General features: G+C 42.0%; 18 protein-coding genes. 12 read left to right on the top strand and 6 right to left on the bottom strand.

Features of this window, described 5'->3' with window-relative positions:
* Nucleotides 1-31: 31 nt before the first annotated feature.
* The 6 genes from prpF to GDK41_RS19240 all read left to right on the top strand — a co-directional run bounded on the left by prpF (nucleotide 32) and on the right by GDK41_RS19240 (nucleotide 4,241).
* Complete coding sequence (gene prpF / locus GDK41_RS19260) at nucleotides 32-1,204, top strand: 2-methylaconitate cis-trans isomerase PrpF (protein ID WP_152088098.1); 1,173 nt, start codon at nucleotides 32-34, stop codon at nucleotides 1,202-1,204.
* Nucleotides 1,205-1,289: 85 nt separating this feature from the next.
* Nucleotides 1,290-1,880, top strand: a complete 591-nt coding sequence (locus GDK41_RS19255; protein WP_152088097.1) for a LysE family translocator — start codon at nucleotides 1,290-1,292, stop codon at nucleotides 1,878-1,880.
* A gap of 39 nt (nucleotides 1,881-1,919) precedes the next feature.
* The gene (locus GDK41_RS19250) at nucleotides 1,920-2,381 is read left to right on the top strand and encodes a GNAT family N-acetyltransferase (RefSeq protein ID WP_152088096.1); all 462 of its coding nucleotides are present in this window, start codon (nucleotides 1,920-1,922) and stop codon (nucleotides 2,379-2,381) included.
* A 40-nt stretch (nucleotides 2,382-2,421) separates the two neighbouring features.
* The gene (locus tag GDK41_RS19245; protein ID WP_152088095.1) at nucleotides 2,422-2,937 is read left to right on the top strand and encodes a GNAT family N-acetyltransferase; all 516 of its coding nucleotides are present in this window, start codon (nucleotides 2,422-2,424) and stop codon (nucleotides 2,935-2,937) included.
* 588 nt (nucleotides 2,938-3,525) lie between these two features.
* Nucleotides 3,526-3,687: a hypothetical protein gene (locus tag GDK41_RS20290; RefSeq protein WP_172971686.1), complete on the top strand. Its 162-nt coding sequence runs from the start codon at nucleotides 3,526-3,528 to the stop codon at nucleotides 3,685-3,687.
* A 305-nt stretch (nucleotides 3,688-3,992) separates the two neighbouring features.
* The gene (locus GDK41_RS19240; protein ID WP_152088094.1) at nucleotides 3,993-4,241 is read left to right on the top strand and encodes a TIGR03643 family protein; all 249 of its coding nucleotides are present in this window, start codon (nucleotides 3,993-3,995) and stop codon (nucleotides 4,239-4,241) included.
* Nucleotides 4,242-4,248: 7 nt separating this feature from the next.
* Here GDK41_RS19240 and GDK41_RS19235 read toward each other — a convergent pair whose 3' ends face one another.
* The gene (locus GDK41_RS19235; protein WP_152088093.1) at nucleotides 4,249-5,142 is read right to left on the bottom strand and encodes a LysR family transcriptional regulator; all 894 of its coding nucleotides are present in this window, start codon (nucleotides 5,140-5,142) and stop codon (nucleotides 4,249-4,251) included.
* Between the two features lie 165 nt (nucleotides 5,143-5,307).
* Here GDK41_RS19235 and GDK41_RS19230 point away from each other — a divergent pair, with 165 nt between their 5' ends.
* The 4 genes from GDK41_RS19230 (at nucleotide 5,308) to GDK41_RS19215 (ending at nucleotide 6,869) form a co-directional block, all read left to right on the top strand.
* Nucleotides 5,308-5,922 carry a glutathione S-transferase family protein gene (locus GDK41_RS19230; protein ID WP_152088092.1) on the top strand — a complete coding sequence of 205 codons (615 nt, stop codon included), beginning with the start codon at nucleotides 5,308-5,310 and terminating at the stop codon, nucleotides 5,920-5,922.
* Nucleotides 5,923-5,953: 31 nt separating this feature from the next.
* Nucleotides 5,954-6,328 carry a nuclear transport factor 2 family protein gene (locus GDK41_RS19225; protein WP_152088091.1) on the top strand — a complete coding sequence of 125 codons (375 nt, stop codon included), beginning with the start codon at nucleotides 5,954-5,956 and terminating at the stop codon, nucleotides 6,326-6,328.
* A gap of 38 nt (nucleotides 6,329-6,366) precedes the next feature.
* Nucleotides 6,367-6,570: a 2-hydroxymuconate tautomerase family protein gene (locus GDK41_RS19220; RefSeq protein WP_152088090.1), complete on the top strand. Its 204-nt coding sequence runs from the start codon at nucleotides 6,367-6,369 to the stop codon at nucleotides 6,568-6,570.
* 83 nt (nucleotides 6,571-6,653) lie between these two features.
* Entirely contained in the window at nucleotides 6,654-6,869 is a 216-nt protein-coding gene (locus GDK41_RS19215; RefSeq protein ID WP_152088089.1) for a DUF7661 family protein, read from the top strand.
* A 110-nt stretch (nucleotides 6,870-6,979) separates the two neighbouring features.
* Here GDK41_RS19215 and GDK41_RS19210 read toward each other — a convergent pair whose 3' ends face one another.
* The 4 genes from GDK41_RS19210 to GDK41_RS19195 all read right to left on the bottom strand — a co-directional run bounded on the left by GDK41_RS19210 (nucleotide 6,980) and on the right by GDK41_RS19195 (nucleotide 10,986).
* Nucleotides 6,980-7,609 (bottom strand): NAD(P)H-dependent oxidoreductase, encoded by a 630-nt coding sequence (locus GDK41_RS19210; RefSeq protein WP_172971685.1) that lies wholly within the window; start codon nucleotides 7,607-7,609, stop codon nucleotides 6,980-6,982.
* 41 nt (nucleotides 7,610-7,650) lie between these two features.
* Nucleotides 7,651-8,499 carry a helix-turn-helix domain-containing protein gene (locus GDK41_RS19205; RefSeq protein ID WP_152088087.1) on the bottom strand — a complete coding sequence of 283 codons (849 nt, stop codon included), beginning with the start codon at nucleotides 8,497-8,499 and terminating at the stop codon, nucleotides 7,651-7,653.
* 16 nt (nucleotides 8,500-8,515) lie between these two features.
* A complete protein-coding gene (locus GDK41_RS19200; protein WP_152088086.1) occupies nucleotides 8,516-8,959 on the bottom strand; it encodes a carboxymuconolactone decarboxylase family protein in 444 nt (147 codons plus the stop codon).
* A gap of 326 nt (nucleotides 8,960-9,285) precedes the next feature.
* Nucleotides 9,286-10,986 carry an alkaline phosphatase D family protein gene (locus tag GDK41_RS19195; RefSeq protein WP_152088085.1) on the bottom strand — a complete coding sequence of 567 codons (1,701 nt, stop codon included), beginning with the start codon at nucleotides 10,984-10,986 and terminating at the stop codon, nucleotides 9,286-9,288.
* A gap of 212 nt (nucleotides 10,987-11,198) precedes the next feature.
* Here GDK41_RS19195 and GDK41_RS19190 point away from each other — a divergent pair, with 212 nt between their 5' ends.
* On the top strand, nucleotides 11,199-12,086 hold the full coding sequence (locus tag GDK41_RS19190; protein ID WP_152088084.1) for a hypothetical protein: 888 nt from the start codon (nucleotides 11,199-11,201) through the stop codon (nucleotides 12,084-12,086).
* 2 nt (nucleotides 12,087-12,088) lie between these two features.
* Here the strand turns inward: GDK41_RS19190 and GDK41_RS19185 are convergent, their stop codons facing one another.
* On the bottom strand, nucleotides 12,089-12,262 hold the full coding sequence (locus tag GDK41_RS19185) for a DUF2986 domain-containing protein (RefSeq protein ID WP_152088083.1): 174 nt from the start codon (nucleotides 12,260-12,262) through the stop codon (nucleotides 12,089-12,091).
* Nucleotides 12,263-12,522: 260 nt separating this feature from the next.
* Between GDK41_RS19185 and GDK41_RS19180 the strand changes: the two genes are divergently transcribed.
* Nucleotides 12,523-14,328 carry a S8 family peptidase gene (locus GDK41_RS19180; RefSeq protein WP_152088082.1) on the top strand — a complete coding sequence of 602 codons (1,806 nt, stop codon included), beginning with the start codon at nucleotides 12,523-12,525 and terminating at the stop codon, nucleotides 14,326-14,328.

Below are 14,328 nucleotides of genomic sequence, written 5' to 3'. Positions count from 1 at the left end.
CCTTTCTCAACGCTTTTTAAAGGGATAAAGCATGTCTTTTAAACCGCAAATTAAAGTGCCCGCAACATATATACGTGGCGGTACCAGTAAAGGGGTGTTCTTTAACCTCACGGATTTACCGCCAGAAGCGCAAGTGGCAGGCCCAAAGCGCGATGCTCTATTGCTGCGTGTGATTGGTAGCCCCGATCCATACGCTAAGCATACCGATGGCATGGGCGGCGCGACATCAAGCACCAGTAAAACGGTAATTTTATCAAAAAGCACACAAGTTGATCATGATGTTGATTACTTGTTTGGACAAGTGGCCATCGATAGACCATTTATTGATTGGAGTGGTAACTGTGGCAATCTAACCGCGGCAGTCGGGTCGTTTGCAATTAGTAATGGTTTGGTGGACCCGAGTCGCATTCCACAAAATGGCATTGCGGTGGTGCGTATTTGGCAAGCAAACATCAAAAAAACCATTATTGCGCACGTGCCAATGACCAATGGTGAAGTGCAAGAAACTGGCGACTTTGAGCTAGATGGGGTGACATTTCCTGCCGCAGAAGTCGTGGTGGAGTTTATGAACCCTGCCGACGGTGAAGGGGCGATGTTCCCATCAGGTAATTTAGTCGATAAACTTGAAGTGCCAAATATCGGTCAGTTCGATGTCACGATGATTACTGCGGGTATCCCTACTTTATTCTTCAATGCTGCAGACTTAGGTTACACAGGCACTGAGCTACAAGAAGCCATAAATGGTGACGACAAAGCGCTGCAGCGCTTTGAAACCATTCGTGCTTACGGCGCACTGAAAATGGGTTTGATCAGCTCACTTGAAGAAGCAGCCAGTCGCCAGCACACACCTAAAATTGCGTTTGTAAGCGGTCCACAAAGTTATGTGGCCTCAAGTGGTAAACACATTAGCAATGACGATATTGATGTGTGCGTACGTGCACTTTCAATGGGTAAATTACACCATGCGATGATGGGTACCGCGGCGGTGGCGATTGCCACAGCAGCAGCAATACCGGGCACCTTAGTTAATTTAGCGGCAGGTGGCGGGGAACGTGAGAGCGTGACCTTTGGTCATCCATCAGGCACATTGCGCGTGGGAGCTGCAGCTAAGCTGGTAGAGGGTCAATGGCAGGCTGAAAAAGCGGTCATGAGTCGAAGCGCGCGTGTTTTGATGGAAGGGCATGTGCGAGTGCCACAAGACTAGCCTCCGCATATGCTTAATAAAGCTTTATCAAGGCCCCCATGGGCCTTTTTTATTGCGGCAAAATTGTTAAAAGGAACGAGTTATAGTGGAACTTATCATTTCGTTGGTGTTGACCACAGCATTACTTTTAGGCTCCCCAGGTCCTGCCCCATTAGCTTTAGCGGGTGTTGGCGCCAGCTTTGGTTTTCGTCGAGGTGTGGGGTTTTTGGCAGGAATTTTAACTGGGTTACTGGTGGTGATCATCCTAGTTGCCGCTGGCCTAGGCACGTTATTTACCGCTTATCCCTCGCTAAAGCTGCTATGTCAACTAACTGCAGGTGGGTATTTACTGTTTGTGGCTTATAAAATTGCCACAGCACAAGGGGGAGTGACTAGCCAAGCAGATCAGGCTCCCGTATTTAGAGAAGGATTTGTTCTAAATCTGATTAACCCCAAAGCGTATGCAGCGTTTTTAGCTATTTTTGCTAACAATATGCTACAAACTCAAAGCCCTTTGCTGAGTGCTGCTCTGACTGGCGCAGTATGTTTTTTGGTGGCAGTCGTTGTAGATACCCTATGGATGGCTGCGGGTGCAAAGCTCAGACCGCTATTTGCCAAGCCACAGCAAGCCAAATGGTTGCGCATATTGTTTGCTTGTGCGCTTGCTGGCAGTGTTGTGATTGCATTAGTTGATTAATTTGTTAGTTTATTGAAAGCAGATTTAAATGGCATGAATATGGCATTAGTTTTAGCGAAAGATGCACATATTGCCCAGTTAATGGCTTGGTTTAAGAATGAGCCGCAGCTTACCGAATGGGCTGGGCCAAACTTTAGATACCCTTTTGAGCCAAAATCGTTTAAAGCTGACTTACAAACAGACAGGATAACGAGTTGTGCGCTGCAATCACAACAAGGCCTGCTGCTAGCTTTTGGTCAGTTCTATATGCGTTTTGGCCGTTGTCATTTAGCGCGGCTTGTTGTTAACCCTGAGCAAAGAGGTCAAGGGGTAGCGAATTTACTGCTTAATGCACTTTGTAAACGGGGTTTACAGTCACTCAACGCAAAACAGTGTGGGCTGTTTGTTTATAACGACAATCATTCTGCGATACATGCTTACGAAAAGTTTGGCTTTGTTATACACCAAAGCCCTGAGCACGAACTAGTCGAGCACTGCGTGTATATGGTTATGTCTAGCTAGTAGATAGCAATTACTCACTATCAACTATGGAAAAGGTGTTATGCAAGCCATTATTAGCACTGAGCGCTTGGTACTCAGACCGTTTAAACAAAGCGATGCAACGCGTGTGGCAAAACTTGCAGGCGATAAATGTATTAGCGAGATGACCAAAAATATTCCTTATCCCTACTCAGAGGTTATGGCTGTGCAGTGGATTGCCACGCATAAAGCACAATTTGAAAGTGGCAATAGCGTGGTGTATGCAATTACCAGAACACAGAGCGATGATGTTATTGGTTCACTTGGATTTGTTGAGATTAACGAGGGCGTTGGCACCTTAGGCTATTGGTTAGGTGTTGATTTTTGGGGTCAAGGTTTTGCGCTAGAAGCGGTAAAAGGGCTTGTTCACTATTATCGAAATGAGAAAGGATTAAGAGGCCTTGAGGCAACTCACTTTGCTGAAAACACACGCTCACGGACCGTGATTGAAAAATTTGGCTTGCAGTATGTGCAAGACTCCAAAATAGAAGTACGCGGTGAACAAAGAGCGATTTGCATGCATAGAGTGCAGTTCTAATTTGGATAAGGTAAAGAATAACTCCGCTCAGACTCAGTAAACGCAGTGGAAGTATTAAGATGTACTTTGAGGCATACCAGCCAGCGCTTTAAAATTGTTAATCATGAGTACGGGCTACTCATTGTGGCATTGTGCTCTAAATTTTACCTCCCAGCTTGTATTTGTTTTTTAGTATTAAGTATTAGCAGGTGGAGAAGTTTGCTAGTTCGCACAGAACCTCCAATTCGTTTGTATTCGATACTTATTCTTGATTTGCTGCGCAAGAAATCCATGGACTGACCAGTTTGGGCTAACTTTTATTTTCTAAGTCCGGTTTAGATTTACTCTTACAAATGACCAATAACAATTTACTACTTTGCAGATATTTTGGGTAAAAATGGTTAAATTTATTGATTGTTGTTCCTTTTTTATTCTGTAAGATGAACTTGCTTGGATAAAAACTACACAGGCCAAGTGTCGGGTGTCTTAAGAGCTTGATTTCTTAGCGACAACAGGGAGTTTAGTTTAATTGCGTTTTTGAGGATCATACTCTGACGATAACTATTTGTAAAAAAACAATAAAATATAGTAATTTTGTCGAGGATAAAAATGAAAGTCGAATTAAGAGTAAAATCAAAAAGATTAAAAGAGCTCTCTCAACTAGATGTGATGAATGTTTATGGGGGGCTACAAATTACTGATAATGCAAGAGGAAGAGGTCGTGGTAAGCCAACCGTAAAAGTGACCAGTCACAACTCTTTAAGGTGTTGATTTTTAATCAAAAATAAAATAGCCTAGGTTGATGGTGGTCGGCGGTGAGAGTAGTCTATGCAGTTATGTCTTGCCGCCATAGTTTTTCTTACATTCAAGACATATAAAAAAGCCAGGATAAACACCCACCAAACTTTAACACTTTTGCTAAGTCGTACGCTGTTCACTGCGTATCTTTTTAAGTAGTTTTCACTGCTCCCCAAGCCAAAATGCGTACTATGGTAGATGTAGTTTCGATGAGTATTGTGAACGGTTCTAGCTTGCCTCACGTATACATGAAAAAATTACATGATAGCAAGTAAAGTATGGACTGTAGTGAAAGCAAACAAAGTCGCATTATAGAAATGGCGTGGGAAGATAGGACGCCTTTTGAAGCCATTGAGCAATTATACGGGCTAAATGAGTCTCAAGTCATTGTGCTAATGCGGCGCAATTTGAAGCCAAGTAGCTTTAAGCTTTGGAGGCGTCGTATGAACGGTAGAGTCACTAAGCACAAAAAATTGCGTCATCCAGATATTGATAGAGGCTATTGCCCAACGCAGTACAAAAGATGACACGTGGCTACATTGTGTTTGTGCCAGATTTGTTGCTGAACCACTGCTGTAAATAATCAATGCACTGAATAATTTTGGGAGGCACAAAATGTCTCGCTGGGTAGAGTGCATATAAAGTGAGCTTTGGCCTGGTTGCTAATGGTAGTAGCTCTATGATTTCGCCTTGCTCAATGTCAGTTTGACATACAAAGTCAGGAATAAAACCAATACCTAGACCGCGTTTAATGGATTCCATCATAAATACCGTGCTGTTTACTTTTAGACTTCCGCCTATCGCAACCCCGCCCTCTAGAGGCCACACATTCTTGCCTTGAAAATAACTATATACAAAGCAGTTATGCGTTTTTAAATCCGTTGCGGTATTGATACAAGGATGCCGGTTTAAATACTCAGCAGAGGCACACACCTTGTAGCTAAATTGAGTTAATGGCCGACCAACATAGTTAGAGTCAATCGGTGTGCTAGAGGCTCTAAAGCCCAAGTCAAAGCCCTGCTCAACTAAATCAATAGACTCATCGCCCAAATGAATATCTAACTCAATATCTGGGTTACTTTGCATAAAATCGGCAAATAGTGTTGCCAAGTCGGTGATACCCAACGCCATAGGTGCGTTGATCTTGAGTTTACCTTTTATGTTTTGTTGTAAGTCTTGGGCAAATATGTCGGCTTCATCTACTTTATGTAAAATTTCTCTCACTCGTTGCAAATAACCGTGGCCAATATCAGTGAGCTTTACATTGCGTGTTGAACGATGCAATAAGCGCACACCCAACTCACTTTCAAGCCTGCTTATCTCTTTGCTAATCATGGATTTAGATGAGTTAATTTGTTCTGCAACTTGGGTAAAGCTACCTAAATCAGCAAGTCGTACAAACAGTCGCATTGCTCTTAGTTTATCCATCGAGTGCTCCCAAGCTAAGTCAGTTTTGTGAGATTTAATTGTTCTCAATTAGAGAACTGTATTTGCACATTATAGGTATATATGAAAACAAACAAGCGGCTTATTATTTTATTGTGTCTTGCTTAGACGCATTTTAAATTATTTATTAGCCATCGGGAGAAAGCCATGTACACCTTATATTACTCACCCAGAGCCTGCTCATTAGCCATTCAAGTTGTATTGCGGGAACTTGGTCAGAACTTTGAACTTGTTGATAAAAAAGACGTTGCTGATTTTAGTGCCATAAACCCTGTTGGTAACATTCCAGTATTGGTTGATGAAACTAAAATAATGACTGAAGGCGTTGCTATTTTGTTGTATCTATTACATAAACATAGCAGCCCCATGTTGCCAGTTGACCCACAAGGTTACCAAAGTGCAGTACAAGATATGCTGTTTGCGAATGCCACGATGCACCCTGCGTATTCAAAGCTATTTTTTATCGCTCAAAATGTAAATGATGAACAGGTAAAACAAGATATGTTACATGCTGCATCTGCTCGTATTAATCAACTGTGGCAGGTCGTTGAGTCACGTTTAGCGCAGAATGCCTTTTTAGGTGGCGAGCAGCCATCTGTTGCCGATATTTTGCTTTGTGTTTACTCTCACTGGGGAAGCTTCTTTGCCGTGGATATCGTGATTGGTAAACACACACGCGCCATGCTCTCTCGCATTGAGGCAATGGATAGCTTTCAACGTGCTATTGCAGCAGAGCAACCTCACTCTAGTGCCGCCCTTTAGTATTTAAAAATGTATTCACGGAGTTTGCCGTATGACACATCGTCAATCAGAGCAAAGCGACTTAGCAGTGGTTATATCACTTGTTGAAAAATACTTTTACGGCCTACATCATGGAGATACAAAGTTATTGTCAAACCTGTTTCACGCCGATGTTTGTTTAAAAGCACCGAACAGTCGCAGGAATCTACAACAATGGTTAGCGGATGTGTCTAACAGAGATACTCCCGCCCAGTTGGGGCACGCTTTTGATTATGCAATTTTAGCTATTGAGATTGTAAAAGATCAAGCCATGGTTAAAGTGCAGTGTCCGTTGTTTAATTTTCACTATGTGGATTTTTTGGGATTGCTTAAAGAGCAAGGCAACTGGCTAATAGTCAACAAAATGTACACCGATATTAGCGCATAGTACTCGCTAACAATGAAGCAAAGCTTAAGGAGAAAATAATGCCTTACATTAATGTAAAAATCACTGAAGAAGGTGTGACGAATGAACAAAAGCAAGCCATTATCAAAGGCTGTACTCAGTTAATGGTTGATGTGCTGGATAAAAACCCGCAGACAACTTTTGTGATAATAGAAGAAGTTGATACTGATAACTGGGGGATCGGTTTTGAACAAGTGACAGCGCTAAGGCAGCGCACGTTGTGAGCCTATCTTAGCTAATCGCATCTAAACAGGCTAAGTAAAGGCTTAGCTTGTTTCTACTTTTTAAGTGCCGTTGAGGTGAATAAATGTATAAATTTAATGTATTTGGTAGCGAAATGTCGGTTTTCCGCAAAGAAAACGAATGGCAACTATTTAAAGAGTCTACAACGGGCATACGAGCAAGGGTATACGATGTTGTTATTCCACAATCCCTTGAGCCAGGCGAGATAGCACAGTATTTAGATGATATTTTTCATGAAATGGCGTCTAAAAAGCACCCAACTGTTGAACGGTTGAGTTAACATGAATAATAGCTTGCAATCGGTGGGTAGCAATGTGTAATAAAACCGTAAGCGTGGTTATGCTATTTGCTAACTCAATATTTTTAGGGGTTAATTAATTTGGAGGATTTTTAAGTATCGCTCACTTGTTTTAATACACAATTGAGGTGTTGCTTATAATTATCGAGTAGCTCTATTCGTGCATCATCATTTATTTTTTGTACGCCATGGGCAATATACGGCGGCAGTACTTGCCAACCCATAAAGCCAAACACATCTTGGTATAAGCCATCAATTTTGGCCTGATAATATGCCCGCTCTTGCTCGTTACTTGCTCCGCCAGTCGTTAGTGAATACATTACTTTTTTAGGAGCAAGTGTGGCACCTTGACCATAAGCAAAGCCAGCGGTAAGTACTCTGTCTATCCAGCCTTTTAAAATAGCAGGGAATGACCACCACCAAAGCGGAAATTGCAGTATCAGTAAGTCACACGCCATCAGCTTGGCTTGTTCACGTTCAATTGATGCCTCAAATCCTTGATGCTCCTGAGCCCAGCGTTGTGCTTTGGCAACACTATAATACTCAAGCGCTGGAAAATTAGGCGTATCTTTGTCACTGGTAACGGGGTCAAAGTTATCTTTATATAAGTCTGATTCACTGACCAATAAATTACAGTTTTTTAATGTGGCTAACGCGGTTTTATGTAGCGCATAGTTAAATGAATCAGGGTTAGGGTGGGCAACAATAAGATGTACGTTCACTGAAACTTCTCGCAGTAAATAGTTTTAAAAGTAACTTAGGATTAATTAGCAATTTCTGGGTCAGTTGAATAGCCAATTGAGGTAAAGCGTTGATTATTCGAGTCAGTGTGACTATTGAGCTGAGCTTGGTTTGGTAACTTGGCATAATCGCAAATGATTGAGCGGTATTGTTTTGGTGTGATCAGCGCGATTTGCTTGAGTTCTTTGGTCATATGCGACTGATCTGCAAAGCCATTCATGGTTGCTACCTGTGCTAGGGATAAAAAGGGCTTTTTTTTCAATGTGTTTAGGGTTTTTTGTACGCGAATTATTCGTTGAAAATGTTTTGGCGTGATCCCAAGCCATTGTTTAAATTGCCGTTCAAGTTGGCGTTGACTAATTAATGCTGTTTTGTGGTTGATGGATTGAATCGTATATGCAAGCGCATTAGGAGGGGGACAGATTATTGCTAAGCTATCAGATAACCAACGGTAGATTGCAACTAGGTGTACTTGAGGCTTGGAAAGAGCCAAGAGAGTGTGAAATATGTTTTTGTATAATTCATTTTGTTTTGCCGATAGATTGAGTTGTGTGGGTTGGCGCTTTGTAATATCGACACTTGGATGACTAACTGCAGGGTTGAACCTTACACCAACTAGGCGGCAGCGTGCAGGTAGCATGATATGAGTTGTTTTTGTACTTAAAGGGAGTGTAGATACTCCCATCGTAAGCACCGTGTTATCTAGACAAATCGCCTCCCCCAAGTTAAAAATGAGGCCTGTACAGCCATCACTATTGAGGTGCCAATGCACAGGGTCTTGGTCATTTATGCTGGCAAACCAAATAGCTTGTATATAGCGTGACAACCTACCTTTTGGTTTAAATATCTTAAAGCTTAACCCTGTGCCCATCGATGATTGTCCTTAATTAAATACTGGGATTAAATGCCTTGGCAAATTTGTTCCAACTATTGATCGCATTAACCGCCACTGTCAAATTGACTAAATCTTGTTCATTAAATGTTTCAAGTGCGGTTTCAACGTCTTGCAAAGTTATTGGCACTTGTTGTATTTGTTGTTCAGCCCATGCAAGGGCGCATCGTTCCACAGTGTTATAAATCGGCATATCTCGCCAAGCGTTTAAGCTAATAATTCTCTGTGGTTTTTCACCTTGTGCTATGGCTTCTTTAGTATGCATATTAATACAAAATGCGCACTGGTTGATTTGTGAAATACGTAACTTGATTAATTCTAAAATGGTTAGCGAAAGGGTTTTGCTGGCTGCAAACTGCTCCTTTAAATAGCGCTCTTGGGTGAGCAAAATATCCATCGCGCCAGGTGCTGCTTCAATGTAGTTTAAACGCATCGTCATGACTTTCTCCTTATTTGATTGGCACCAGTTTAGTGGGTAAAACACTTTGGTTTCTTGTAAAAAAACGACATCTAGCAAACTTTATTAAATAAAGTTTGGGCGTAATAAAAAGTAGTTTTGTTAGTATCAAACCTGAGCTTAGAAAAAGTATTTGAATGCTTTACGTTGATTTAACCTTGTTAGCTACATTAGTAGGTGCGCTGGTGGCCATCAGTATTAGCGAGTGTCATTCACAGCAAGGCGAATTGACTTACTACTTCAATCATTAGGCGAGTGGCTCAATGCGAGCAAAGGAGCAGTCGATGCTGCTCCATAACTGAGTGAGCTTAAAAGGTGATCACCGTGGATACCGCTTCTTCATCTGCCGTTTGAATAGACATTTTAATTGTGCGGTTTTGCCAATCAATATCTAACATACCGTAGTTGCTGCCTGATTTATTGATTAAATGGCGGTTGCTGGTCGTTAGGTTGTTAATATTGGCGCTGATGTTACCCACATATCCAGTTGGGATCTTAGCTCCGCTTGGCGCGCAATTTCCCCACTTTGAGGCAATACCTTTGCCATTCTCATCAAGCTCCGTGTAACACCAAGGTTTATCATGGTCACGTGTGATACAACCTTGGTAGGTTGTGCCTGCATAGTTAAATGGTAGTTTACATTGCTTGGTATAATTACCATCGCCTTTGTTGTCTGCATATATTGGCAAGCGCAAAGCGTTTTCAATGTGATAAGGCCAATTTTGGCCAAAACCAGAGGCTGTGATCTCATAGACTGTGGTTTGCTTGCCATACTCGTTATGCGCAGGAATATCTTTTTGTAAAATTTCACCCCAGTGCTGATCGCCAGATAAGAAGATCACCGCTTTGGTTTTTCCATCATTTATCGATTTTTGTACCATACGTAACAGGCGTGCTCGTTCACTGGGCATTTCAGCCCATGATTCATAGCTAGTGCCAGACATATCTTGCTCACCTAGTGCATCAATTGCAGCTTTAAACTGCTCCCCCTGACCATATGCACAGTAATTTGACATACTTCTGCCTTGATATAGGGGAGGTAGCACTTGAATACCACTGGCAATGAGCTTAAGTTCTGATGGTTTGGCCAGCTCTGTCTCTAGCCATTGCCATTGCTGATCTCCAAGCATGGTGCTTTGTTCACCTTCACATTTGCCATAATTACTGAAAGTTGGTGAGCGGAAATAGCGAGCGTCAAGGGTGATCACGTGCGTTTGCTCACCGGCATTACCTAGCATCTTTGCTTCATAGATCCCTGCTCTACCATTTAAGCGAGGGTCGCTTTGTGGCACATCGAAGTGACGCAGATATTCTTTCTGTGCATTTTCTCGTTCAGGGTAGTGTTTACCGTCGTTGTTTCGACCAAAATCATGATCATCCCAAGTTGCCATAACTGGGATCTTGGCTTCTAGAAATGCATGATATTCTTGATTTTGTTTTTTCTCATTGTATTTTCTTCGCATTAGGCTCATGTCAGTGGTATCAGCATAAATGTTATCTCCGAGCCATAAAAAGAGATCTGGTTGCTGAGTGATCAAACGAGCGAGCGCTTCAGGCATATCACCTTTGGTTTTAAAGCATGAACCCAGCGCTACTCTATCAAGACGTTTACTCGCTTTTGGATGCGTGTGGCTGAGCATTTCAGCCGGTTCGACAACATCACATTCTTCCCAGTCACTCTCGCTGGTGTAGCACCAAGGAGTGGTATGATTGCGAGAGCTGCATCCGTAAAACTGTTCACCTTGGTAGCTTGAGGGAGCGCGGCAAGTTTTGCCACTTTTGGTTTTAAATTGAGGAATAGTTTCTACTTTTACATGGCCCCAGTAGGCTCCTTCTTGGGCATTTTTAAGATAACACCATTGGCTACCATCGTTGTTTTTATTGGTTGTGCCTTGGTAGTCGGCGCCTAGGTAGTTAAAGCTACTTTTGCATTGTTCGTAATGGACCTCTGGTTGAGCCAACGCCAGAGTAGGCAAAAGCACAACCAGTATACTGCTGATCTTTTTCATGTTTATTCCTAAGTAAAATGTCATCCTAGTAACGTGGGTCACCCATGTTTTGGAGGCAATATATTAGGGGGGCGGTGTGATAGATTGCTTGCAAAATCATTGCAACAACATTACTTAGGTCTTAAAAGTGCAAAGTATAATTACTGTTTGTTGCTGATTTTTACCAAACTTTTGTATACAGTGGCGCAATACCAGTATTGGGAGTTGAAAAGTTGAAACTTACTCGTACCGCTATTGCTTTGTCAGTGTTTGCTTTGGGATTATCTATTTACAATATTCTGGGCGAGCCAAACCGCAGCCAAGCTGCCTATCAACCTATACAGCAACAATCCAATCGAGTTGCAGAAAATGTGACGTATGAGCAAGTAATAAGCCAATTAAGTGCACAAGTTTTAGATCTAGAGGCACGGTTACGGGCGTTGGAAAGTAAAGATCCTACTACAATGAATAGCTCATTTGCACAGGCTGACTTTGAACAAGCTGTATTAGAGGTGATAGCGCAAAAACAAGCGCGTGATAAAGCAGAAATGCTGAGTAAAGATCCCGCTTATGCATTTTACGAGAATTTACCCCAAGATTATGAACTAAAACTTAAAACAGATCCTGACTATGCAATGCAGGTTAATAAAGAGTTGCATGCAAAGATACTGGATAGCAGTTTAAGCGCTCAAGTTAGGCTCTCAGCGATGGGGCAATTGCAAATGAACATGTACGTGCTTAATAAAACACAAATGCATCACTATAACCATGAAGTGGTCGATGCCATCATGCGCATTGCGCAGCAAAACCCAGACGAAGCATTAAAGGTGCAAGCATTAGAAGTGATTGTTAATACCCCATTAACTGACGCTAGGGTGGCTGATAGTTTTGCGAGTATCATTGAAAAGGAACAAAATGAGTACTTAAGGAGCATGGCTGCTGATGGCTTAATGTTGCAGTACTATCAAGCCAAAAACAAGCAACCGGAACTACAGCGTAGGTTGGCACAACAAATCTTATCCCTTTATCAACAAGGTGATAGCAAATTACAAACGCTGTTTAAAAACAATTTATTCAGTGATGATATGTTGGCAGAATTGAGCGCGCAGGCGGGTAACTAGCACTACTCACTGGTATCTTGCAGTAGAGTAACACTTTCTTCAGTTTGTTGCTGAGCAAGCATTGCTGCGCGTTCAGCCTTTGAGATATAACGAGGTTTATTGCTTTTGTGTAATTTGGCGTTTGCTCGTTTGTCTTTTTTCTTCAGTGTTTCATATATCTTCTTTTTGCGATTCATACCCATCCCCATTTATTTTAGCCCTGCATTCTACCTCTTTAATGATGAATGACAAAGGTACATTTCAGAGTAAATAACGTGCTCTTTATAGGGATAAATGTATTTAAAATGTATTTTATGTAATATTTTTTTGAATATAACTGCTTGTTTTGTATCAAAATCGTTCTATTTATGATGACAGCGATGTCTTTTTGTGTTGCTGATACGTGATCAGAGTGTTATGTTTAGTCCCCCTTTTGGGGTAACACGTTGAGGAAGCTATGAATTATAAAAAGAAAATTTTGGCAGTTTCAGTACTGGCTGCAACTTGTGCAGCTAACGCAAACACAACGCCAGAGCAAGACTTAATCAAGCGCGACCCACTGACATTTCAGCAGTGGCATTTACAAAATACAGGACAAACAGGCTTTTCATTATCAGCGGGTAATGAAGGTGAGGATCTTAATTTAGATTTTGCAGATCGTATGGGCATCAAAGGCCGAGGTATTACGGTTTCTGTTATCGATACTGGTGTTGAGATCTCACATCCAGATTTAAAAAACAATGTTGTTCCGGGTTCAAAAAACCTAATCGATGGTAGTGATTACCCAGTAGATACACATGGTCACGGTACAGCTGTTGCAGGTCTGATTGCTGCAGAAGAAGGTAACAACTTAGGTGGACGAGGTGTTGCACCTTACGCCAACCTAATTGGTTTTAACTATCTAGATGAACAATCAATTGAATCTTGGATGTTATCCCATGGTTTAAACGAGGACTTCAGGGCGCTTGACCGATTCACTGATCCGCGTGTATTTAACCAAAGCTATGGTATAACACCGTCGGCGCCAATGAATGGTGATACAAGCTTAGACCCTGTATATGCTTTACAGCAAACAGTATTGCAAGACATCACACTCAATAGCCATTGGGGCAGAGGGTCAGTATATGTGAAGTCAGCAGGTAATTCTTTCGCGCTTTACACCACTTATATCAATGGCGAGCGATTTTATGTTTTACCTTTTGAAAACAATCAAATCTTAAACAACCAAGGTTTGCCATTTCATAACGCGAATATCTCTAATCTAAATACCACCTTTTGGAATCTAGTGGTGTCGTCGTTAAATGCAGAAGGTAAGCTGGCATCTTATTCATCAGCTGGTGCAAACGTATTTTTATCTGCGCCTGGCGGTGAGTATGGTCAAGACAAACCTGCAATGGTAACGGTTGATTTAACCGGGTGTGACAAAGGTATGAACGTCTCTGGCACACATAAAAATAGCCTGCATGGTGGTTCTGAACTTGATCCTAACTGTAACTTTACAGGGGTCATGAATGGAACGTCATCTGCTGCGCCAAATACGGCTGGTGCGGTTGCGACAGTAATGTCTGCAAACCCTGCACTTAGTGCAAGAACAGTGCGCCATTTGTTAGCGACAACAGCACGTAAAGTTGACCCTCAGCATGAGGGGGTTACGTTAAACTTTGAATCAGCGTCTGGTGAAACACTAAGCTATGATGCGATCCCAGCTTGGCAAACTAACGCTGCTGGTTATAACTATCATAACTTTTATGGGCTAGGTGCGGTTAATATCGATGAAGCGGTTTACAAAGCGCTGTTTACGAGTGTTTCTTTGCCTGAGTTACAAATCACAGACTGGCAAGAGAAAAGCGCGAATGTAACCATCCCAGATGCGGATTTGTCTGGTGCGCAAAGCACAATGGCGGTTGATGAGAACCTAACCATTGAAGCGGTACAATTAAAAGTTAACATTGATCATACGCGGCTACGTGATTTGGCGATTGAACTTACTTCTCCTTCAGGCACGCGCAGTGTTGTAATGAGTGCGAGAACGGGTTTCTTAAATGGCACTGATGGTGGGTATACTGATACTGTTATGTTAAGTCATCACTTCTATGGTGAGCAATCGCAAGGTAACTGGACGATTAAAGTACTTGATACGGATAAAGGTACCAGCCGTACCTTGATTTACCATCCAAGTAGAGGCTTCTTTGGCACCAACGGTAACAACAATGCTGACCTAGGTGTTTTAAAAGATTGGTCACTTCGCATTTACGGCCACTAA

The sequence above is a fragment of the Pseudoalteromonas sp. A25 genome (genome assembly GCF_009176705.1).
Lineage (GTDB): Bacteria > Pseudomonadota > Gammaproteobacteria > Enterobacterales > Alteromonadaceae > Pseudoalteromonas.
Note: the sequence above shows the minus strand (reverse complement) of the source record. Positions and strands in the feature narration are given on the sequence as shown.